Origin of the sequence: Ruegeria sp. 6PALISEP08 (assembly GCF_001238295.1) — a bacterium.
Taxonomy (GTDB): domain Bacteria; phylum Pseudomonadota; class Alphaproteobacteria; order Rhodobacterales; family Rhodobacteraceae; genus Ruegeria.
This window is the reverse complement of the sequence record NZ_LGXZ01000008.1, coordinates 28905-49924: the sequence shown is the minus strand read 5'-3', so window position 1 is coordinate 49924 and position 21020 is coordinate 28905. Positions and strand designations below refer to the sequence as shown.

At 55.8% G+C, this 21020-nt stretch carries 20 protein-coding genes and 1 tRNA gene; 7 read left to right on the top strand and 14 right to left on the bottom strand.

Going from position 1 to position 21020, the window contains the following annotated elements:
- The first annotated feature begins 259 nt into the window (after positions 1–259).
- The 3 genes from ALB80_RS13180 to ALB80_RS13170 are packed head-to-tail and all read left to right on the top strand — an operon-like array spanning position 260 to position 5007.
- Positions 260–2584: an ATP-binding protein gene (locus ALB80_RS13180; RefSeq protein WP_050604547.1), complete on the top strand. Its 2325-nt coding sequence runs from the start codon at positions 260–262 to the stop codon at positions 2582–2584.
- Positions 2585–4252 (top strand): DEAD/DEAH box helicase family protein, encoded by a 1668-nt coding sequence (locus ALB80_RS13175; RefSeq protein WP_050604546.1) that lies wholly within the window; start codon positions 2585–2587, stop codon positions 4250–4252.
- Positions 4253–4293: 41 nt separating this feature from the next.
- On the top strand, positions 4294–5007 hold the full coding sequence (locus tag ALB80_RS13170; protein WP_172677891.1) for an MvaI/BcnI family restriction endonuclease: 714 nt from the start codon (positions 4294–4296) through the stop codon (positions 5005–5007).
- A 216-nt stretch (positions 5008–5223) separates the two neighbouring features.
- Here ALB80_RS13170 and ALB80_RS13165 read toward each other — a convergent pair whose 3' ends face one another.
- The 4 genes from ALB80_RS13165 to ALB80_RS13150 all read right to left on the bottom strand — a co-directional run bounded on the left by ALB80_RS13165 (position 5224) and on the right by ALB80_RS13150 (position 8035).
- A complete protein-coding gene (locus ALB80_RS13165) occupies positions 5224–6657 on the bottom strand; it encodes a DNA cytosine methyltransferase (protein WP_050604544.1) in 1434 nt (477 codons plus the stop codon).
- 76 nt (positions 6658–6733) lie between these two features.
- Positions 6734–7150: a DNA mismatch endonuclease Vsr gene (locus tag ALB80_RS13160; protein WP_050604543.1), complete on the bottom strand. Its 417-nt coding sequence runs from the start codon at positions 7148–7150 to the stop codon at positions 6734–6736.
- Between the two features lie 146 nt (positions 7151–7296).
- Positions 7297–7608, bottom strand: a complete 312-nt coding sequence (locus ALB80_RS13155; RefSeq protein WP_157054212.1) for a hypothetical protein — start codon at positions 7606–7608, stop codon at positions 7297–7299.
- A gap of 4 nt (positions 7609–7612) precedes the next feature.
- The gene (locus tag ALB80_RS13150; RefSeq protein WP_050604541.1) at positions 7613–8035 is read right to left on the bottom strand and encodes a helix-turn-helix domain-containing protein; all 423 of its coding nucleotides are present in this window, start codon (positions 8033–8035) and stop codon (positions 7613–7615) included.
- 156 nt (positions 8036–8191) lie between these two features.
- On the opposite strand from ALB80_RS13150, the gene ALB80_RS22690 reads away from it, so the two are divergent.
- Together ALB80_RS22690 and ALB80_RS13145 are read left to right on the top strand one after the other, a co-directional pair.
- Positions 8192–8539, top strand: coding sequence for a hypothetical protein (locus ALB80_RS22690; protein WP_253276880.1), 348 nt, complete (start codon positions 8192–8194; stop codon positions 8537–8539).
- 74 nt (positions 8540–8613) lie between these two features.
- The gene (locus tag ALB80_RS13145) at positions 8614–9498 is read left to right on the top strand and encodes a tyrosine-type recombinase/integrase (protein WP_253276879.1); all 885 of its coding nucleotides are present in this window, start codon (positions 8614–8616) and stop codon (positions 9496–9498) included.
- 64 nt (positions 9499–9562) lie between these two features.
- Here the strand turns inward: ALB80_RS13145 and arsB are convergent, their stop codons facing one another.
- Genes arsB through ALB80_RS13125 form a run of 4 tightly spaced genes read right to left on the bottom strand, consistent with a single transcriptional unit; the run spans position 9563 to position 13672 of the window.
- On the bottom strand, positions 9563–10585 hold the full coding sequence (gene arsB / locus ALB80_RS13140) for an ACR3 family arsenite efflux transporter (protein ID WP_050604539.1): 1023 nt from the start codon (positions 10583–10585) through the stop codon (positions 9563–9565).
- Positions 10582–11847 carry an organoarsenical effux MFS transporter ArsJ gene (gene arsJ, locus ALB80_RS13135; RefSeq protein ID WP_050604538.1) on the bottom strand — a complete coding sequence of 422 codons (1266 nt, stop codon included), beginning with the start codon at positions 11845–11847 and terminating at the stop codon, positions 10582–10584. Before arsJ ends, arsB begins: the two co-directional genes overlap by 4 nt.
- The gene (locus tag ALB80_RS13130; protein ID WP_050604537.1) at positions 11844–12842 is read right to left on the bottom strand and encodes an ArsJ-associated glyceraldehyde-3-phosphate dehydrogenase; all 999 of its coding nucleotides are present in this window, start codon (positions 12840–12842) and stop codon (positions 11844–11846) included. Before ALB80_RS13130 ends, arsJ begins: the two co-directional genes overlap by 4 nt.
- Complete coding sequence (locus ALB80_RS13125; protein ID WP_050604536.1) at positions 12839–13672, bottom strand: MarR family transcriptional regulator; 834 nt, start codon at positions 13670–13672, stop codon at positions 12839–12841. Before ALB80_RS13125 ends, ALB80_RS13130 begins: the two co-directional genes overlap by 4 nt.
- Before the next feature lie 227 nt (positions 13673–13899).
- Here ALB80_RS13125 and ALB80_RS13120 point away from each other — a divergent pair.
- Positions 13900–13975 (top strand) — tRNA-Thr (locus tag ALB80_RS13120).
- A gap of 732 nt (positions 13976–14707) precedes the next feature.
- Here ALB80_RS13120 and dxs read toward each other — a convergent pair.
- The 6 genes from dxs to ALB80_RS13085 all read right to left on the bottom strand — a co-directional run bounded on the left by dxs (position 14708) and on the right by ALB80_RS13085 (position 19965).
- Positions 14708–16636 (bottom strand): 1-deoxy-D-xylulose-5-phosphate synthase, encoded by a 1929-nt coding sequence (dxs, locus tag ALB80_RS13110; protein ID WP_050604534.1) that lies wholly within the window; start codon positions 16634–16636, stop codon positions 14708–14710.
- Between the two features lie 16 nt (positions 16637–16652).
- Complete coding sequence (locus ALB80_RS13105) at positions 16653–17519, bottom strand: polyprenyl synthetase family protein (protein ID WP_050604533.1); 867 nt, start codon at positions 17517–17519, stop codon at positions 16653–16655.
- Positions 17520–17762: an exodeoxyribonuclease VII small subunit gene (locus ALB80_RS13100; RefSeq protein ID WP_050604532.1), complete on the bottom strand. Its 243-nt coding sequence runs from the start codon at positions 17760–17762 to the stop codon at positions 17520–17522.
- Positions 17759–18685: a histone deacetylase family protein gene (locus tag ALB80_RS13095; RefSeq protein ID WP_050604531.1), complete on the bottom strand. Its 927-nt coding sequence runs from the start codon at positions 18683–18685 to the stop codon at positions 17759–17761. The genes ALB80_RS13100 and ALB80_RS13095 overlap by 4 nt, the downstream gene beginning before the upstream one ends.
- A gap of 69 nt (positions 18686–18754) precedes the next feature.
- Positions 18755–19456 carry a response regulator gene (locus ALB80_RS13090; RefSeq protein WP_050604530.1) on the bottom strand — a complete coding sequence of 234 codons (702 nt, stop codon included), beginning with the start codon at positions 19454–19456 and terminating at the stop codon, positions 18755–18757.
- Complete coding sequence (locus ALB80_RS13085) at positions 19453–19965, bottom strand: MarR family winged helix-turn-helix transcriptional regulator (protein ID WP_050604529.1); 513 nt, start codon at positions 19963–19965, stop codon at positions 19453–19455. The genes ALB80_RS13090 and ALB80_RS13085 overlap by 4 nt, the downstream gene beginning before the upstream one ends.
- Before the next feature lie 159 nt (positions 19966–20124).
- Between ALB80_RS13085 and ALB80_RS13080 the strand changes: the two genes are divergently transcribed.
- Positions 20125–20991: a branched-chain amino acid aminotransferase gene (locus tag ALB80_RS13080; RefSeq protein ID WP_050604528.1), complete on the top strand. Its 867-nt coding sequence runs from the start codon at positions 20125–20127 to the stop codon at positions 20989–20991.
- Positions 20992–21020: the final 29 nt, after the last annotated feature.

Below are 21020 nucleotides of genomic sequence, written 5' to 3'. Positions count from 1 at the left end.
CGACTACCGCGCTCGCTACATCGCGGCGCTGCGTGCGGCTGATGGGTTTGAGTTCGGGCCGCTCGTCGAGTTTGCGCATGAAATAGCCAATTAGGTAAAAAACAGTACTGCCAATCGCCAATTCAAAGTTTGCCTTAACGTAGGCGCCTACTTGCCCGCGACACGAAAATGCGTGAAGCTCCCGCAAAAAGGGAATTGCACTAGCCAAGCTCGCAGCAATTTCCCTTTCTAGTGGTTGCCATCAGACGGAGGCGTATCAATGACAACAGTGGACATCACTCCTTCTCCACGCGTTCTCCGGATGTTAGGGCAGATCGATTTCGCCCCTTGGCAGTGCCTTGCTGAGCTCATCGACAACTCCATCGATGCATTCATTGATCAAGCTCGCGATGGAGTACCTGCTGTCGAACCAAAAATCTGGGTGGATGTTCCTGGCGAGAAGGAGCTGAAAGCCGGTCGTGGTGAGTTGATCGTAAGGGATAATGGCAGCGGCATGTCTATTGCGACTCTACAAGACGCAGTTCGTGCGGGTTACTCGGGAAATGACCCTGTGGAGAAGATGGGCCTCTTCGGTATGGGCTTCAACATTTCCACGGCGCGGATGGGGCGAAAAACAGAGATTTGGACCACCCGCGCAGATGACCCTGACTGGACAGGGCTTGTGATCGATTTCGATCATCTGGAACAACAAAAGACTTTCAATGCCCCTGTGCAGCTACGGGCGAAGACTAACAAAGAACTTGAGGACCAGGCTCATGGTACAGAGATCAAGATTACCCGGTTAGAAGTTGATCGAGTCATGCCCCTCATCAAGGGGGTTGGAAAACGACGTACGCGTGAGAAACTTGGCAAGATTTATGGGCGGGTAATGCGGCGCCTGGAGATCGAAATCAACTATTCTGGGGACGCCGTAACACCAACTAAACACTGTGTTTGGGATGCCAAGCGTTCTGTCGAAACCAAGGCTTTTGGCAACGTACCTGCTCGGATTGAGATCGACGAAACGTTGGACACAAGAAAGTTTTGTTCCACATGCTGGGTCTGGCTTTCAGATGCGGAAGATGATTGCCCCGCATGTGGCCACCGCGAAAACATCGTAAAACGCTCGAGGAAGCTAACAGGTTGGTTAGGTATCCAAAGGTTCTTCGACAAGGAAACCTTTGGCATCGACCTCATCCGAAACGGACGCGTGATTCAGGAGTTAGATAAATCGTTCTTCACGTTTAGTGGCGAAGACGGCGATACAATCTTGGAGTACCCCATTGATGCCATACATTGGGGCGGCAGGATTGTCGGTGAGTTGGAAATCGATTTTGTGAGGGTTTCCCACCAAAAAGATTCCTTCGATAAACTGGACCCGGAATGGAAGAAAGTGGTGAATCTAGTGCGCGGGAATTCACCACTGCAGCCACAAATCGCAAAACGATTAGGGCTTGCGCAGAATACCAGTCCGATGGCGCGTCTGTTTACCGGCTATCGAAAAGGAACTGCGGGATTGTCGTCTCTTGTCCCAGGGACAAGTGATGGAACCGGGGTGAACGCTGGTCTGGTGAAGGAATACGTCGACAAATTCTACGCGGGCGATCCCGACTTTCAAGATGATGACAAATGGTACGAGTTGGTTCTTCAAGCTGAAAGAGCCAAGCGTGGCGGTAGTAGCGGCGCCGACGACTTCGCTGGGGACTTCCCAATTGGTGACGAAACCGCAAGCTCCGGAAATGACGAAGAGCCGACAGGTGATGTTGATGACGACGCCGGTACTTCTCACAACGACAGCGCAGAAGAAATTCAGCTGCCAGACCCCGATCCGGCGCTCTCAAGAACGTACGAGGTCCCAGAGCTACCGGGCGATATTCTGATTAAGGTGACGGCATTGCGCCACAAGACAGACTTGGGTGGGCACCCCTATAGGGTGACCCCGAAAGGTTTCGATCTTCAATTCGACTACAATGGCGATTCACCGTATTTTGAAGATAATGTCCTTCAGCCCTCAGACTATTTGATCGTAGATGTTGCCCAGCAAGCCATAACGGTCGCTTCGCAGTCCATTCGGGACTACCCAGTGTCGTATGTGGGCAGGCTTTTGAGAGACAAGTACTTCCCCTCAAATTCGGGAGACATTTCCCAGGCAGCTAAGTCGGCTTCTGCGCTTCTTGGGGAACTCCGTCGGCATTTTGACGAAAACCTTCCCAACGTCGCACCCATCGATTTAGAAGACATTGTGTCACATGAGCTCGATCACATTCGACGTGTGGCATTTCGCTCGGAATCTTTGACCAATGCGCAAGCAGATGAGTGCATTCGCAATGGAGAATTTGCCCGTTTCGCTTCGGAAGACTATTTACAAGACCTCGTGGAGATTTGGCCTTCTATCGTAATGGATGGCGACTTCTTCGACCGCCCCTATGAGCCACTTTCGACAGACCAAAGGAGACAAACGTTGTCCCAAGTCGTCGAATGCTTAAAGGATGCCTCGTGGCTCGTGGAAGACGGCGCCTCAGCGATCAACAAGGATCGAGACTGGCGACTTAGATTCACACGTGCCCTGGCTTCTCTACGATTGCTTGAGTCTTGGGCGAAATAAATGCCGGGTTTCGTCAGCGAGGAACGGCTAGCCTACGGCCCATGGCAAGCTTTCGAACGAATGGTTGCGCGCTTAGTAAAGCACGCAGGCTTCAAGGATGTGGCCCTTGTAGGTGGTGCTGGCGACCACGGCGCGGATGTAGTGGGTGTTTCCGGTGGGAAGCGCTGGGTATTGCAGGCGAAATTTCGGTCGAATGGTGGGGTGGACGACAACGGAGCTCGGGAAGCGGTCTGGGCGCTAGGGAAATACGAAGCACAGATAGCTATCGTTGCATCAAACCAAGATTTCTATCCCAACGCTTACAAGTTTCTGGCTGCACAGAAGGATGCCGGCGTTGACGTCCGCGCATGGAATGGCGGCCACCTCTTACAATACTATGACAAGTTGCCTTCTGCCTCTCTCGATCACAAAACCCCTCGAGAATATCAGGCAGAGGCAATTGATGCTGTTGAGGCTCATCGTGGTCAGGGAAAGCAACGTGCACTTGTCTTAATGGCCACTGGCCTAGGCAAATCCCTCGTTGCAAACCAGCTCATTGCGAATGAATTTAATCGTAATCCAGAACAAGAGGTCCTCGTACTTGCCCATATGACCGACCTTGTTCGCCAACTGGAGTTTTCAAGTTGGTCCCAACTTCCCAAAGAGTGCGCGACGCATTTGTGGACGGACGGTGAGCGGCCAGCACACCCCGGAGGGGTAGTCTTTGCGACTTGGCAGTCCCTAAACGCTGCAATTGAACGCGGGGACGAGTTGTCCGAAAGATTCGGGCTTGTGATTGTTGATGAGGCCCACCACGCTCCTTCCGACAGCTTCAGCAACCTTATCGATCATCTTGATCCGAATTTCTTGGTTGGACTCACCGCCACTCCTTGGCGTGGAGACGATCGGGATGTCACTGACCTTTTTGGTGAGCCTGCTTACACGATGGATATCGTGGACGGTATGCAACAGGGCTATCTCGCAGAAGTCGACTATCGCATGCTGACAGATGGGATTGATTGGGACGAGATTGCGCGAGCCTCAATAAATGGATTGACCATAAAAGATCTCAATCAACGACTACTTGTTCCCGAGCGGGATTTGGCGATGGTTCAGGCGATTTGCTCCAAGATGAACCAGATGGATGGCCCGCGAGCTTTGGCATTCTGTCGCTCCATCGACCACGCGGAAAGGTTGCGACCACTGTTCGCGGCTGAAGGCGTCAAAGCTGCATTGATGCACAGCGGGCTCCCCCGTGAGCAGCGCTTTAAGAACCTAAGCGCCTTTCGAATGGGTGAGATCGACATGCTTATTTCCATTGAAATGCTAAACGAAGGCATAGATGTTCCGGACGTAAATCTCGTGGCGTTCATGCGGGTTACCCACAGTCGGAGGATATTCCTCCAACAACTCGGTCGTGGTCTCCGAGTTAGCACAAAAAAGGACAAGGTTCTGGTTCTCGATTTTGTTGCAGATATCCGCCGAGTTGCTGCAGGGCTTTCATTGAACCAGTCAGCGGAAGAGAACGCGGCGGGAGTCGAAGTCGTCCGTTACAGGGATGGCGCTATTGTGAAATTCGAAAACGACCAGCCTGCCGCATTCTTCAGGAAATACTTGGCCGATGTCGCGAACATTGAAGATTCAGACGAGGGCGCTCGCCTTCGGTTCCCTGGGGGTGAAGCGTTCTGATGCCTATAACTGATGGCCTCCCCGAACACTCAGAAGAGCTTTTGAGCGTCTTGAAAGAACTGTCCCATCAGGGACCACTACCGGCCATCGGGCGCGGAGACACTGCGGTCGGGAAAACCCTTCTTGCCCACCTTGGCATCCCAATGACTTCATCAAAAAAAGCCCAGTTCAAAGGCATTGTTTTGACAGCGAGAAGAGGAAGCAAAGCCAAGGATATTAATCGCGTTAACTTGTTCGCAAAAGTCCCGGATTGGAAAGTCAGCGCGCTGAAGAGCTCTCGGGAGTTGCTTGACGCCTTCGGATATGGTTCGGGAGACGAACGCCGCCTGAATTGCACCGTCAGCGCAAAGCAGCCCAACGGCCAAGGGCTGTACCTGGCCGTAGACTGGGAGCGAGGGCTTCTGGTTGAGAGGCACAGGTCGGTCGAGGGAAGGACGAGCGACGTCGTGGCATGGCAACTAGCCGAACTTGAGGAGCGGTTGGACAAGACCCAACCTGCCTCAGCCTGGATTGTTGCAATCCCTAGCAAGCGTGACGGCGAAGAGTATTTCCACTTTAGGTACGTGACATTTACCGGTCGTCCGCGTGCCAAGGAACTACCTCGTTTGCTTGAGATGGGAACCATAACTGTAGATCATCTCATCAGCGCTGTCGGAGGCCGTACGGTAGAAAAGGGGCCACTGTTCAAGATCCAGCCGAGAAACGTCGAAACGCTGTTCCCGACCACGCCAAGTTTCGACCTTCTGCGACTGTAAATGCTCACCTGACCTGTAATTGAAGCTTAAGCGCCTTACCCACTTACCAGAACGGTCAGTTTCGCGGTTCACTGATCCGGTTGGATCATGATATCGCCCGTGTCACTACATGAGGCCACGTCCACGACCGGGTTCGGCAAATTGGTAGTTGCGGCTTGGCTGGAAGCTGGATGCCAGCTGGCGTGTACCTGGCAGTCCCGCGCACTTCCTGCCTTACTAGGCAAAAGAAAGGATTGTCCGTATGTGACGCCCAACAGCTTCGGCCAGCTTTGGTGGCACCGCATTCCCCACCTGCGTATATTGGGGAACCTCAAACCTTCGTCGCATGCTTCCGGTTGTTTCCTTAGCCCTGAACTCAAAAGCGTCAGGAAAAGATTGAAACCGAGCAAGTTCGCGAACTGTCAATGTGCGGGGCTCTTGCGGGTGAACATAATCATCCGGCAAGCTAACTACTGTTGGGCTGGGCGCATCCCACTTCAAGGGGCGTTGGCTATGCTTCTTGGTGCCAAGTCCCATGACGAGATCAGTCAATTCCAAGATGTCCTGGGCGATTTCAGTGCCGTCCGGCGCCTTGGCTGGGAACCTGGCGTGTTCGAGTGCCGCCATTATCGAGATACGCTTGCCGTCGTCCGTAAGCTCTTCAGATTTGGGGACAGCAATGACCCGTGGGTGAACCCCTTGATCTCGAAAAAACTGATACACCCGGAACCGTGCTTCGATATGAGGCGCATGACGCCTCAATACATGGTTTTCTAGGCTTCTATTGAGCGAACCGTTTTCGTATTCGCAAACACCCCATCTTGTGTCACTTCGCATCTCGTGAGCGAAGTCTGACACGCTCCTCTTACGGTTGTAGCCGCGCCTACCCAAATCTGAAATGGCCGTGGAAACAGTCAGGATGGCGTCGCCAAAATGGGTGGCCGTTGGGGCAAGCGACGGACGGTGGGAAAAGCGGGAGCTTGGAGTATGGTCATACTCAGAACGCCAAGTATCCTGTGAAACACTCAGGGATAGCCGTCTGGCAATATCGGCGCGAACCCCCACCATGAAAACTCTCGGGCGATGTTGCGGGACACCAAAATGCATCGCATTGAGGTGCATGGGTTGGACGATGTAACCTGGGCCGGTTTCGGTTAAAGCGATGCGCAAATCATTGAAAGGGGACGATCTTCCATGTTTGCGGAAATCCTGGCTCATTCCCGATACGTTTTCGATCAAGACAGCCTTTGGTTCAACGGACTCCACTAGCTCAAGGAATTGCCATGGAAGTTGGTTTCGAATGTCCTCGGGGTTGCGTCTGCCTGCTAGAGAAAAGCCTTGGCACGGAGGCCCACCGGCTATGAGATCAATATCTTGGGACCTCAGGGATTCAAGTAGAGGCCTATTTTTCAAGACTTCCGCGAGTTCCTTGACCACCAGCTTTTTCGCGGCTTGTTCGTGAACTGATGTGAAGGACGCTGAGAACTGTTTCCAATCTTCCGGGTTCGAAATCCGCTCCACAAAATTGTGGAAGAAAGTCTCAGCAGCCATATCGGATTTCTCTACCGCGAGGGCGAGATCAAACCCGGCCTTTTCGAGGCCCAATGACAGCCCACCACAACCTGCGAAAAGATCGATGTACTTCCTTTGCACCAATTCCTTGGCCTCCATTGCCGACCATGAGGATCCAAATTCTCGGAGCCAAAATCCTGGGGAAACTACCCAGGATCAAGGCATTGAATCACATTCAATCATTGCGCGCAAACAATTCGGTAAGCCGTGCGCTTAGGCTATCCGGTTCGCGAGCCTGACACTCCCAAATCACCTCTACTCGCCAGCCAAGTTCCTTAAGCGCCGCAATGTGCTTAGCGTCCCGCGCTTGGTTCGCTGAGAACTTTCGCACCCAAAACTCCGTGTTGCTACTAGGTATGCGGCCATCCTTGCAGCCCGTGTGCTGATGCCAGAAGCATCCATGCACAAACACAACCAGATTATGTCGCGGTAAAACAATGTCTGGCCTTCCGGGAAGGTCTTTCCTGTGTAGGCGAAAACGGTAGCCCAGCCGGTGCAAGGCGCGCCGCACAAGCATTTCGGGCTTTGTGTCGACGCTCTTTACTCCTCGCATGATTTTGCTGCGTTTTTCTTGTGAAACGAAATCGACCACGAGCGGTTTAACCTTTCCTTACTAAAAGGGAGCGGGACGAGCCCAAAACTATCGTGCAACAGGGCCGACCACCAAATCCGACCATCTTCCGCCCAAGAAATGAAGACTGGCGGAGGCGATGCGGTTCAATGGACAAACTAGTGAAATTAGGGGCGGTCACACTCGCGGAGAAGTTGCTCGATCCTCTTCGAAACGAAACACAAAATGACGACTGACCCCGCAAGTACTGGCAGCAGTAATCCAGACAAGGCCGTCGAAACAACCTGCGCAGCATCAAACCAAGAGTAATCGCCGTCACGCACGGAGAAGAAGGTAAAACGGCCTACCCCACCCAGATAAATGGCACTCAGAATGGCAAACGAAGTGTAGAGGGGTTGCAGCGGGTCGATGGCGGCACGCTGGACGCGTTCTAACGTTGCGCGCTTTAACATCAGCCAGTTTTTGCTTGGTTTCTTCACGTGACTATTCCCTTACGAATTCGACCCAAGTGTGAACGTCATCATCCGTTACTTCCCGCCCCTTGACATGGGACTCATACCAGCGCGCAACGATAGCCCCGCGCTTCTCACTTTTGATGCCAATGCCAGCGCCTACCAGGTACTGATCGAGCGAGGTCTCGATCCTTTTCAGTGCTTCGAAGTCATGACCGGCGCGGATTGAATTCGTACCGAGCAGCAACCAGGAAACGTCAACCTCATATCGGCTGTGCATCTTGACCAATGCTTCGACAGGGATGCCGCGTTTGCCTTTTTCGTAGCTGTGATAGGCCCGATGCGAGACGCCAATCGCCTCCGCCATCGCGGCCTGCGAAACGCCGATTTCGCTACGTGAGATGGCTAGGCGTGCACCAATCTCTGCAAACAAATCAGCATCTTCATGTGCCATTCAGACTTCCCAATTGACGGCAGCGCAATTTTGTATAAACATCGCACAAAATGACGCATATTCCCGACTGAACCCATCTGAACACGTCAGAAGGTACTAAACAAGCGATTCTATGCGTATCCCTGAGTTCAACCCTAGCGGACAAGGACGACTGAAATGGCAGAGACCGACAACTCAGACAGCTCGCAAATCCTGGGACTTGGTAAAACACCGGCGCAATGGGTCGAGGTCATGGCTGGCATGGGGATTGATATCTCCGAGCGCACTTTGCGTGAGAGGGCGAATGACACGGGCGCATTCTACCGTCTAGGGCGGACGATGCTGATCACGCCAGCGCAGATCGACACGATATTTGAAGGAGGCCAGTCATGCCGCTCCACATCTACAAAAGGGGCCGCGTCTACTGGGCAAAGGGCTGGGTCGAGTACAACGGCAGGCCAATCGCAGGCCCATACCGGCGAAGCACTAAGGCATCTACAGAAGCGGGCGCACGGGACTGGATAAACCGCGAAACTGAGTTGCAGATACGTCGCCATGTGGTGGGCGACGAGCCGAGCAAGACGTTTTCGGATGCAATCATGATCTACAACGCATCCCCGAAGACCGCCAAGCAACTCATCCCGATTGTTCAAGAGATCGGTGACATGCCTTTGGGTGCGATTTCTGGGGCGCTCTTGAAGGGGCTGGGGCCGAAGCTGAAGCCGAAGGCGTCGACGGACACTTGGTGGCGCGAGATCGTGACGCCAGCGAGTGCCGTGATCAACAACGCACACGAATTAGAGGGGACACCGCTGATCAGGGTGAAGCCTTACGACAAGTTCGAGCGAATCGCCCAGGACAAGCGGCGAGGAAAGCTGAGTCGTGTTGAACGTACGCCTGCTGACAAGGAATGGATCGAGGCCTTCTGTCGGGCCGCCGATCCGTACAACGCCGCCTTGGTCCGGTTCATGTTCGAGACGGCGGCACGGATCGACCAGGCTGTTTCGATTGAGCCTGATGATCTGCGACCCGCCGAGAACAAGGTCAGGGTAAAGGCGCAAAAGGGCCACCCAGAAAGCTGGATCACGGTGTCGCCTCAGATGATGGACGAACTCCTGGCTTTGCCGCCCAAGCGTCCCAAGAACCGCAAGACCGGCAAGTTCATGAAGCCCCGTGTCTTTGGTTACGGAAGCTCCACAGGCTACAACACGCGCTGGAAAACGATCTGCAAAAGCGCGGGCATCCCGTACCTGTCAGCGCACCCAGCCGGAAGGCACGGATTCTTCACTGAATTGGTCGTGCGCCAAGGAGTCGATCCGGTCACAGCGGCCAAAGCTGGGCGCTGGTCTGACCCCAATTTGCCCATGCGCATTTACGCCCATGCGGAGACGGATGAGGCAGATGTCAGGGCCCGCTTTCGTACAAACCACGTACAACCGGACACTGTACAAACACCCAAGAGCAAGAAATCAAAGAAGGAATAGCGCTATGAACGGTTCCCTCCTAAGGGGCAGGTTGCAGGTTCGAATCCTGCCGGGGTCGCCAAGTTTACCTTGTTACTGGTTCTGGAAAACGCGCGCGTGTGCGGTTGGCAAAAGCAACAAGGGACAACATCACTGGTACTTCGACCAGAACCCCCACAACGGTCGCCAACGCTGCTCCGGAGTTCAGACCGAACAAGCTGATCGCAACGGCCACAGCCAGTTCGAAGAAGTTCGACGTCCCGATCATGGCACAGGGGGCTGCGATCCGATGGGGGACTCTCAGCACGTAAGCGGCGCCGTAGGCGACGGCAAAAATACTGTAGCTTTGGATCAGAATGGGCACGGCGATCAGCACGATGACCATCGGTCTGGCCAAAATCGTCTGACCCTGCAGGCCGAACAAGATAACCACTGTCGCGATCAACCCTATTACAGACCATGGCTTCACCCGGGCCGAGAAGGATTCAATTGACTGTTTAGAGCCTAAAACACGCCGGGTCATCAGTCCGGCAATCAGCGGCAGTACGACATAAAGAACCGTAGCCAGAACCAGCGTCTGCCATGGAACCTCAATATCGGTGACGCCAAGCAAAAAGGCTACGATCGGGGCAAAGGCCACGACCATGATCAGATCATTGACCGAGACCTGAACCAGCGTGTAGGTTGCGTCGCCCTTGGTGAGTTGTGACCAGACGAACACCATGGCGGTGCAGGGTGCGGCCCCCAACAAGATCAGACCAGCCGTGTATTGGGCAGCGTCTTCAGGCGCGATCCAGGGCGCGAAGACATAATCAAAGAACAGAACGGCCAGCAGAGCCATGGTGAAGGGCTTGACCAGCCAGTTCACCACCAGTGTCACAATCAAACCGCGTGGCTGGCGGGCAACCCCGGCGACTGCGCCGAAATCGACGTTGACCATCATCGGGTAGACCATCGCCCAGATCAGCACGGCGACAACCAGGTTGACGCTGGCGACTTCGGCCCCTGCGACCAGTTGCACCAAGCCCGGCGCGGCTTGTCCGATCAGGACGCCACCGATCATGGCAAGCGCAACCCAGATCGTGAGATATCGTTCGAAAATGCTCATGAAAGCGCCTTGTAAGTTTGATCTGTGAGTTTGCCGGACGTCAGCGCGGCAAGGGCAACCATAACGGTTGCGGTACCGAGAACCATGGGTAACCCCCCGACCTGATAAGTCAGGCCGGACAGTACGGTTCCAACCAACCGACCCGCCGCATTCGCCATGTAGTAAAAGCCAACATCCATCGTCACGCGCTCAGACCGAGTGAAGGCCAGAATCAGATAAGAATGCAGTGATGAGTTGACTGCGAAGATGCCACCGAAGATCAACAGGCCAACTACAAGCGTTATGGTGAGCCAAGTCTCTGGGCTATCTGACAGCGAAACAACCAATGTTAGAGCCGCGGGAACACAGAATAGGATGGCCGCCCAGCTGCGCGCGGCACGGATTAGATCACTTTCGGTTCGGTCTCTTGCACGCAATATCTTCGGCGCGCTGGCTTGCACTGCGCCGTAGAGGATGACCCATACCGCCATAAATGTCCCGATCATGAAGAACGCGGCCCGATTGCCTTCTTCTGTGCCGTCTGACAGGACCGCGTAAAAATAGACTGGGATGCCAACCACAAACCAGACATCTCGTGCGCCGAACAGAAAGACGCGCGCCGCAGACAACCAGTTCACATTGGCGGATTTCGAAAAAACCTCGGAAAATTTTGCGCCTTTGCGTCCCTTCGGCAGGCCCGCCGGCATGAACAGGATAACTGCGAACAGGATCAACGCCAGAACGGCTGCCATGACTAGGATTGCCGTCATGAAGCCCAGCGTTGCCAGCATGGCCGCCCCCAACAGGAATCCCAGCCCTTTGACCGCGTTTTTCGATCCCGTCAGGACCGCAACCCAGCGAAATAAACCGCCGCCTTCGGTCGGAGCCAACAGCTTGACCGACGATTTCGAAGACATCTTGGCCAGATCCTTGGCCACTCCGCTGGCTCCTTGCACCATCATCACAAAGGTGACCGAAGCTGCGACGGTCCAGTTCGCGTCAAGCTGCGTCATCGCGAGCAGCGCCACCACCTGCAACCCCAGCCCCGCATAAAGGGTCGAGGTCAATCCGAACCGCGCTGCTATCCAGCCTGCGGACAGATTGGTGACAATCCCGGCGATCTCATAAAGTACAAACAGATATGCCAGCTGAACCGGAGAGAAGCCCATGGTGTGAAAGTGCAGCAGCACCAACATCCTGAGTGCACCGTCGGTCAGCATGAAAGCCCAATAGGCCGCCGTAACCGCGATATAGGCCGACAGTCCTTCGGGCCGCTGTGTCACAGCGATGACCCTACCATCAATGCGACATCCACCAGTCGATGCGCATAGCCCATCTCGTTATCGTACCACGCGTAGATTTTCACCTGCGTCCCGTTCACAACCATGGTCGACGGTGCATCGACAATCGAGGAGCGTTCGTCATTGGTATAGTCAGTCGAAACCAAGGGGCGGGTTTCATAGCCCAGAATGCCCTTCAACTCACCCTCGGCGGCGGCTTTGAAGAAGGCGTTGACCTCTTCAACCGTGGTTTCGCGCTCCACTTCGAACACGCAATCGGTCAATGAGGCGTTCAACAGCGGCACCCGTACCGCATGACCGTTCAAGCGTCCCTTGAGTTCCGGATAGATCAGCGTGATGGCGGTGGCCGAGCCGGTGGTGGTCGGGATCAGAGAATTCAGTGCTGATCGCGCGCGCCGCAAGTCTTTTGCAGGCCGGTCAACGATCGTTTGCGTGTTGGTCACGTCGTGAATCGTGGTCATCGACCCGTGGCGGATGCCCAGATTTTCGTGGATCACTTTGACGACAGGCGCCAGACAGTTGGTGGTGCAGGACGCTGCTGTCACGATCTTATGGGTCGCTGGATCATAGGTGCTGTCATTCACACCCATGACGATATTGGCCGTCGGGCCGTCTTTGACCGGGGCTGAGACAACAACCTTCTTAACCCCAGCATCAAAGTACGGAGCCAGCTTGGCCTCGGTCTTGAATACGCCGGTGCAGTCGATCACCACGTCGACACCGTCCAGCGGCAGTGCGGTCAGGTCTTTTGTACCTATGAAGGGCAGGCGGGTTCCATTTACTGTGACGCTGTCAGCATCATGGCCGAACTCTGCGTCCCAGCGCCCATGCACTGTATCGAACTCCAGCAGATGCGCGTGCATCTCTGGATCACCGACGGCATCGTTGATCCAGGCAATATTTGCACCCTGTTCCAGCAAAGGCTTCAGGGCCAATTTTCCCACCCGGCCAAGGCCGTTCAGTGCATAAGTCGTCATTTCGTGTCCTCGAGTGGCGCCCGCCCGATTTCGTCGACGGCCGATTGCAGTGCGATCCGGTCAAGACTTTCGACCGGCAAAGATGTGAAGGCTTGAATCCGACGCTTCAGCCCGCCGTAAGCGTTTTGGAAGGCCAGGCTCTTCTCGGCGTCGGTGCCGTCCGTTTTGACCGGATCAACCATCCCCCAGTGTCCACTGATCGGTTGGCCGTCCCACGCCGGGCATTCTTCGTTGGCGGCCTGATTGCAGACCGTAAAAACAAAATCCAGATAAGGCGCGTCCGGTCCCGAAAACTCGGATACATTCTTCGACCGCAGCACCGAGGTGTCATGCCCCTTGTCTTGCAGAACCTGGACGGCAAACGGGTTCAGTTCGGAAAATGGCCGCGTTCCGGCGGAATAGACGTTGAACCGATCACCGCCGATGTCCCGCAGCAGGGATTCAGCAAAGATCGAGCGGGCGGAATTGCCAACACAGATGAACAGCACATTGAACTTCCGGTCAGTCATGGTGTCACTTCCCTTGGTTGAAGGCATGCAAAGATCAGGTCGGCCACGGCAGCAGTCCACAATCAGGAAATCGAGCATTTGCTGCACGTTCTTCATTTCAATCGAATAGAGCAGAGACGTCCCGGATCGCTCCTGCTTGACCAGCCCTGACCTTTGCAACGCATTCAGATAGTTCGACATGGTGCTGGGTTTGACACCCAGCTCTGCCGCCAGTTCGCCTGCGGGAACAGTGTCAGGAAACCGTCGCATTAACATGCGAAACACGGTGATGCGTTGCGGGTGGCCAAGGATGGCCAGTTGATCGGTAATCTCTTTTATCATATTTCATCAAATATTGAAATAATGAAGCTGAGTCAATTCGACTTCGGAACCGTTACAAAAATTTCACAGTCCGGGATTGCCTTTCGCTGGATCGGTCGCGATCTGAACAGATGGCGACGGTCAGTGCATACCAACATAAAAACGCGTGCAAGTGGGCTTGCAGGCCCCATACTGACGGTTTAAACGAGCCATCGCACCCGTTATCACCAGTTGCGGGTGATTTCGGTGCCGCTGTAGCTCAGCTGGTAGAGCACGTCATTCGTAATGATGGGGTCGGGGGTTCGAGTCCCTTCAGCGGCACCAGTTGTCTTAGCAAATTGGCCTATCGCATTTTAACAAATAACGCGGCCAGGAATGCCCTTGGCTTTCGCGTCATTGGAAGCAGAGAGTCTCGCCTGACCCGTCTTGGCGGGGTGCAAAAACTGCGGTGCTGGTCCGACCGTCGGACAATACGCCCGTTGCCTGAACAGGTTCCAGAAAGGCGCCTTCTTCGATGCGTTCCGTTCGGTAGGATCCGGTGGTCATATCGGAACATTCGAACTCACCCGAGATGACACGAGACGCTCTGGCAGAAAACTTCCCGGAACACACGGCGTTTGAAGTCTGAAGGCAAAAATTGCCTCTGTAGGCGCCCGGAAGCCACCAGGCGACGCCGTCAAAATCGCTCCCGTCAGACAGCTTGCCACTGATGGTATTGAAAGTACCTGAATAGCTTACCTTTGTAACTGATTTCTCTTTACTTGGTCCGTCGTCACAGGCGGCAGTTAATGAAAAAACCGCCAACATCACAATGGCAGTAGAAAAATGTCTTTGACCCATTGGCTATCCCATCAATGAATGAAATTTCGTATCGGTTTTCTAATTCTTTTGTTGGTCAATTTGTGACCAGTACACTTTATAGAGCGTGTACGAATGCGGTTCGGTTCGTCAACGATTTTGAAAGGGTGTGCCAACCCAAATTTCTTCCAACGGCAGCAACCCAAAGAGTCCTGGTTCTCGTTGCGGTAAGAAAGGCTTGAGGCAATTTGGTTCTGCTCAGGCGCGCTTTTCTCCGATGGATGCCACGCCCAGAACGTCCAGAACCTTAGCTTCGATTTGCTCGGAATTCATACCGGCCACTGCATACATGTCCGCTGGGCTGGCCTGATCGATGAAGGTGTCGGGCAAGACCATCGAACGGTACTTCAACCCTTGATCAAAAACGCCTTCATCCGCCAAAAGCTGCGCGACATGGCTGCCAAAGCCGCCGATTGCACCTTCTTCAATGGTGATCAGCGCTTCGTGGTTGGCGGCCAGATCCAGGATCAACGCGCGGTCCAGCGGCTTGGCAAAGCGGGCATCGGCGATGGTTGGGGTGATGCCTTTGCCCGCGAGGGATTCTGCGGCTTTCTGCACCTCGGCCAACCGCGTTCCGAAAGACAGCAATGCCACGCGCGCGCCCTTCTGGATCATGCGGCCCTTGCCGATCTCAATCACGTCTCCGCGTTCGGGAAGGTCCACACCAACGCCTTCGCCGCGCGGATAACGGAAGGCGATGGGGCCTTTATCATATGCAACGGCTGTTGCCACCATATGCATCAGCTCAGCCTCGTCCGCGGCGGCCATGACGACCATGCCCGGCAGGTTGGCCAAATACGCAATATCGAACGACCCGGCATGGGTAGCACCGTCGGCGCCTACCAAGCCTGCGCGGTCAATGGCGAAGCGTACTGGCAAACGCTGGATCGCCACATCATGGACCACCTGATCGTAACCGCGCTGCAGGAAGGTCGAATACATGGTACAGAACGGTTTCATACCACCAGCTGCAAGCGCGGCCGAGAACGTCACCCCATGCTGCTCGGCAATCGCAACATCGAAACAGCGCGACGGGTAGCGTTCTGCAAACAGGTTCAGTCCGGTGCCGTCCGGCATGGCGGCGGTCACGGCGACGATCTTGTCATCGCGTGCGGCCTCTTCCACCAAAGTCTTGCCAAAGACTGACGTATAAGACGGCGCGTTGGACGGTGCCTTCTTCTGCTCGCCCGTCACCACGTCGAACTTTGCCGTTGCATGACCCTTGTCGCGGGCTTGCTCGGCAGGAGCATAGCCCTTGCCCTTTTTCGTCAGAACGTGGATCAGGATCGGGCCGGTCGCCCGCGCCTTGACGGTGCGCAGCACCGGCAGCAATTGGTCCAGATCATGCCCGTCGATGGGGCCGACGTAAGAAAAGCCAAGCTCTTCGAACAACGTACCGCCGACGGCCATGCCTTTCAGCATTTCCTTGGCGCGTTTGGCACCTTCGCGGAATGGCTCGGGCAGAAGCGAGACTGCGCCTTTTGCGGCAGCTTTCAGATCGTGGAACGGTTCTTCCGCGTAGATACGGGACAGATAGTTGGACAAGGCGCCCACTGGTGGTGCAATGCTCATCTCATTGTCGTTCAGAATGACGATCAGTCGCTTACCCAGATGGCCCGCATTGTTCATCGCCTCAAATGCCATGCCTGCGGACATTGAACCATCGCCGATCACGGCAATCGCATCACCCAGACCTTCAGGTGTGACACCGCCCAGATCGCGGGCCACGGCAAAACCAAGAGCTGCACTGATCGAGGTGCTGGAATGTGCCGCGCCAAAGGGGTCATAGGGGCTTTCGCTGCGCTTCGTAAATCCGCTCAACCCGTCCTTCATCCGTAAGGTGCGGATACGGTCGCGGCGCTCGGTCAGGATCTTGTGGGGATAGCACTGATGACCGACGTCCCAGATGATCTTGTCGCGCGGCGTATCGAACACAGCGTGCAGCGCCGTTGTCAGTTCGACTACGCCCAAACCAGCCCCGAGATGCCCGCCGGTGACGGACACGGCCGAGATCGTCTCGGCCCGCAATTCTTGCGCCACCTGATTCAACTGAGCGTCCGAGAACTGCTTGAGATCCGCGGGGCGGTTCACAAGGTCCAGCAAGGGCGTATTTGGTCGGTCAGACATGTGGCGCGTTCCTGGCTTAACTGTCCCGGGCAATAACGAAGCGGGCGGCGTCCTTCAAGGTTTCTGCTGACGCACCGTACCCGTCCAACGCAGCACAGGCCGTTTCAACCAGCTCTGCCGCGCGGGTTTTGGCCGCCTCGAGACCCAGAAGCGAAACAAAGGTCGCCTTGCCCGCGTCTGCGTCTTTCTGCAGCCGTTTTCCGGCTTTTACGACATCACCCTCGACGTCCAGGATGTCATCGGCAATTTGAAAGGCAAGCCCAAGGGCCCGCGCATAGTCGCGCAGAGGGGCCGGATCAGCCTGCGCCAACCGCGCACCTGCGCAGGCAGACCATTCGATCAGCGCGCCTGTCTTGCCCGCCTGCAAACGGGTGATTTGTTCCAGCGTCAAAGGCGTGGCCGCTGTTTCCGCGGCAATGTCCAGCGCCTGACCCAGAACCATGCCTAGTGCTCCGCTGGCCTGAGCCAGCGTCAGAGCCAGATCCGCACGCGTTTGAGCATCGCCTACTTCGGGCCGAGTACACAACTCGAACGCCAGGGTCTGCAACGCGTCGCCGGCCAGAACGCCGATCCCCTCGTTCCATTTCACGTGAACTGTGGGTCGCCCACGTCGCAGATCGTCATCATCCATGCAGGGCAGATCATCATGGACCAGAGAATAGGCGTGCAGCGCTTCGATCCCCGTGGCAGGCCAGATCGAGCGGCCCTCATCCACATCATGCAAACGCGCGCTTTCCTGCACCAGAAACCCGCGCAACCGTTTGCCGCCTTGTGTGGCATAGGCCATGGCTCGCGTTACGTTGATGTCGTCCAGCGCACCCAGAACCAGATCAAAGTGATCCTGAATGCGCGCCGCATCCTGCGCCAGTCTTTCGGGGAACATTTACTGACCTTCGACAGGCGTGGTCCCGGTGGGTTGCCCTGTGGCATCCAGAGTGATCGCGGCCACTTTCTCTTCAGCCCGCTTCAACTCGTCTTCGCACCGTTTCTTCAGGGCCGCTCCGCGCTCATAAAGCGCGATCGACTGATCCAACGCCACATCGCCGCGTTCAAGCTGGCCCACAACGGCCTCAAGCTCTTTCATGGCCTGCTCGAATGTCATCTGCTCAACTGGGGTATCGGTCATCGTGCTGCCTTCATCAATTCTTCCACATGGGCGCGTGTGGCCTCGGCCAATGCGTTCAGATCATACCCGCCTTCCAGAGTCGAGACGATACGGCCCTCACAAACCTCATCGGCAATCTTGCACAGCTCGGCTGTGATCCACGCAAAGTCACCGGTGGACCAGTTCAGATTGGCAAGCGGGTCGTCCTGATGGGCATCGAATCCGGCGGAAATGATGATCAGGTCAGGGTTGAACGCCCGCAACCGCGGAAACGCCTGAGACACGTACGCTGCGCGCATCTCGGTGCCGCTGCTGCCCGGTGCCAGGGGGATATTCAAAACCGTGTCGTGAACACCCGTCTCGTCCCGGCGACCCGAGCCGGGCCAGAGAGGCATCTGTTGGCTGGTGATCACCAGAGCGCGCGCTTCGTCCCACAGCAGATCCTGCGTTCCATTACCGTGATGGACGTCGAAATCGACGACGGCGACCCGGTTCAGCCCGTGATGGTCCAGCGCATGTTTCGCTGCCAGGGCGGCATTGCCAAACAGGCAAAACCCCATGGCTGTCTCGGTTTCTGCATGGTGTCCCGGTGGGCGAATGGCGCAGAACGCGTTCGACGCGTTGCCACTCAGCACCAGATCAACAGCCCGCACCACCGCACCTGCTGCACGATAGGCCGCATCGACCGAGCCCGGTGACATGAACGTATCCCCATCGATCTGTGCGAACCCGTCCGAAGGGCGTGTGGATCGAATATCGCGAACATAACCTTCCGGATGCACCCGCAACAGATCGTCATCAGCCGCCAGCGGAGCCGTCACACGTTTCAGGTCCAACCCCTCCAGGGCGTGCAATATATGCTCTAAGCGCGCCACCCGTTCTGGGTGGCCCTCAGGAGTGATATGGCCCAGACAATCGGCATGGGTCAGAAGGGCAGTTGTCATTGGAATCCCATCTTCATCGGGCTAAAAATATCCTCGCCGAAGGCCTGAACACGCCGCGTAGCGGCACATTCAATCCGGCGCCAGCATATAACCTGCGCCCCGCACGGTCTGCAAATAGCGTGGCTGCTTTGGGTCTTGTTCGATCTTGCGCCGCAGGCGCGTGATCTGAACGTCCACCGCGCGCTCCTGTGCCTGACCCTTGTCGCGCCCCAGATCCTCGACCAGCTTCGCGCGGCTGATCGGCTCGCCGGGCTGGGCCGAGAAAATCTTCATCAACTGGCTCTCTGTCGCGGTCAGCCGTACCGGATCTTCTTCCTGCCACATTTCGCCCCGCTCAATGTCGTAGCGGATCGGGCCGAGGTAAAGGATCTTTGCCGCCGTTTCCTCGGCTGGAGTTTCTGGCATCCGGCGTAGAATCGCGTTGATCCGCAGCAACAGTTCCTTTGGCTCGAACGGTTTCGCCAGATAATCATCCGCCCCGACCTCAAGCCCCGCAATCCGGTGTTCGGTTTCCCCTTTGGCGGTCAATAGAAGGATGGGGGTGCTGTGTGTCTCACGAAGGGATTTTGTGAGGCTGACACCGTCTTCGCCTGGCATCATTACGTCCATGACAATCATGTCGAAATCCAGGCCCGACAAGACCCGCCGCGCATGGGCGGCATCCCGCGCTGCGGTGACCAAAAACCCGTTTCGCATCAGGAATTTCTTAAGCAGATCGCGAATGCGCTCGTCGTCGTCAACAATCAGCAGATGGGCGTCCATATCGCTCATGAGGTCGTATCCCGAAGTTTCGTATAAGCATGACGCATATCAGCATCCATCATTGCTTCAAGCACTTTGCGGAAACCCGTCACGGCGTCGGGGCCGGCATCCTTGTAAGCGGCGCGCATTCTTGAGCGCTGAGCATCTGACAGCGTGGTTTCCAGCGCCTGTCCCTTTTCTGTAAGAAATAGGTGGCGTTCGCGTTTGTCCACCGTGCCCACGCGGCTTTCCACCAGACCATCTTCGATCAGGCTTCGTAAAACCCTGTTTAGAGACTGTTTTGTCACGCCAAGGATAGCTAACAAGTTGTTGACCGTAGTGCCCGGCGCGCGGTTGATGAAGTGGATCGCGCGGTGGTGGGCGCGACCATAGGCCAATTCCGCGAGGATACGATCAGGATCCGCGGTGAAGCCGCGATAGGCGAAGAACATGGCCTCGATCCCCTGTCGTAATTGTTCATCGGTCAAAAACAACAGGCTCTCGCCCCCATAACGCGGGGCTGGGCGGATGTCGGACATGGTACGCCTCATTCGTTACTCGTGGCCTAGTTTATGTCAGCGTTATTGACATTCCAAGAGTAGAGCGGTATCGACTCGCAGTTTTTGCGCAATATTATGTCCGCATCGGACTTAATCGGCGCAACAATCGCAAATTCAACCCGGTTCAGGAGGTTTCGCATGGCGGGGTATGATGATCGTGATGGCACCATTTGGTTGGATGGCAAGTTGGTGCCCTGGCGCGACGCCACTGTGCACATTCTGACCCACGCAATGCACTATGCATCGTCCGTATTTGAAGGCGAGCGCGCATATAACGGCAAGATCTTCAAAAGCCGCGAACATTCCGAGCGCCTGATTGCCTCGGCCGAGGCGCTGGACATGCCAATGCCCTATTCGATTGATGAAATCGAAGCAGCCAAGGAAGAAGTCCTGAAAGCCAGCGGTCTGCAAGACGCTTATATACGTGCCTTGGTCTGGCGCGGATCCGGCGAAGACATGGGTGTGGCCTCGGCCAAGAACCCAGTGCGCATGGCAGTCGCGGTCTGGCCTTGGGGGGCTTACTATGGCGATGCCAAGATGCAGGGCGCAAAGCTGGACATTGCCGAATGGAAACGCCCCAGCCCTGAAACCATCCCGGTTCACGCCAAGGCGGCAGGTCTTTACATGATTTGCACCATCTCGAAGCACAAGGCCGAAGCCAAGGGATGCTCGGACGCTTTGTTCATGGATTGGCGCGGATATGTGGCCGAGGCCACCGGCGCGAACGTGTTTTTCGTCAAAGATGACGAGGTTCACACGCCTCTGGCCGACTGCTTCCTGAATGGCATCACCCGACAGACTGTCATCCAGATGCTGAAAGACAAGGGCATCACAGTGCACGAACGCCGCATTAAGCCCGAGGAAATGGCTGACTTCGAACAATGCTGGCTGACCGGTACGGCTGCCGAAGTCACGCCTGTTGGGCAGATTGGTGAGTACACATTCGAGGTCGGCGACCTGACACGCGACATCGCGGAAGATTACGAGAAACTGGTCCGCTCGTAAGCGTTCTACCCCCGCCAAGGCGGGGGTTT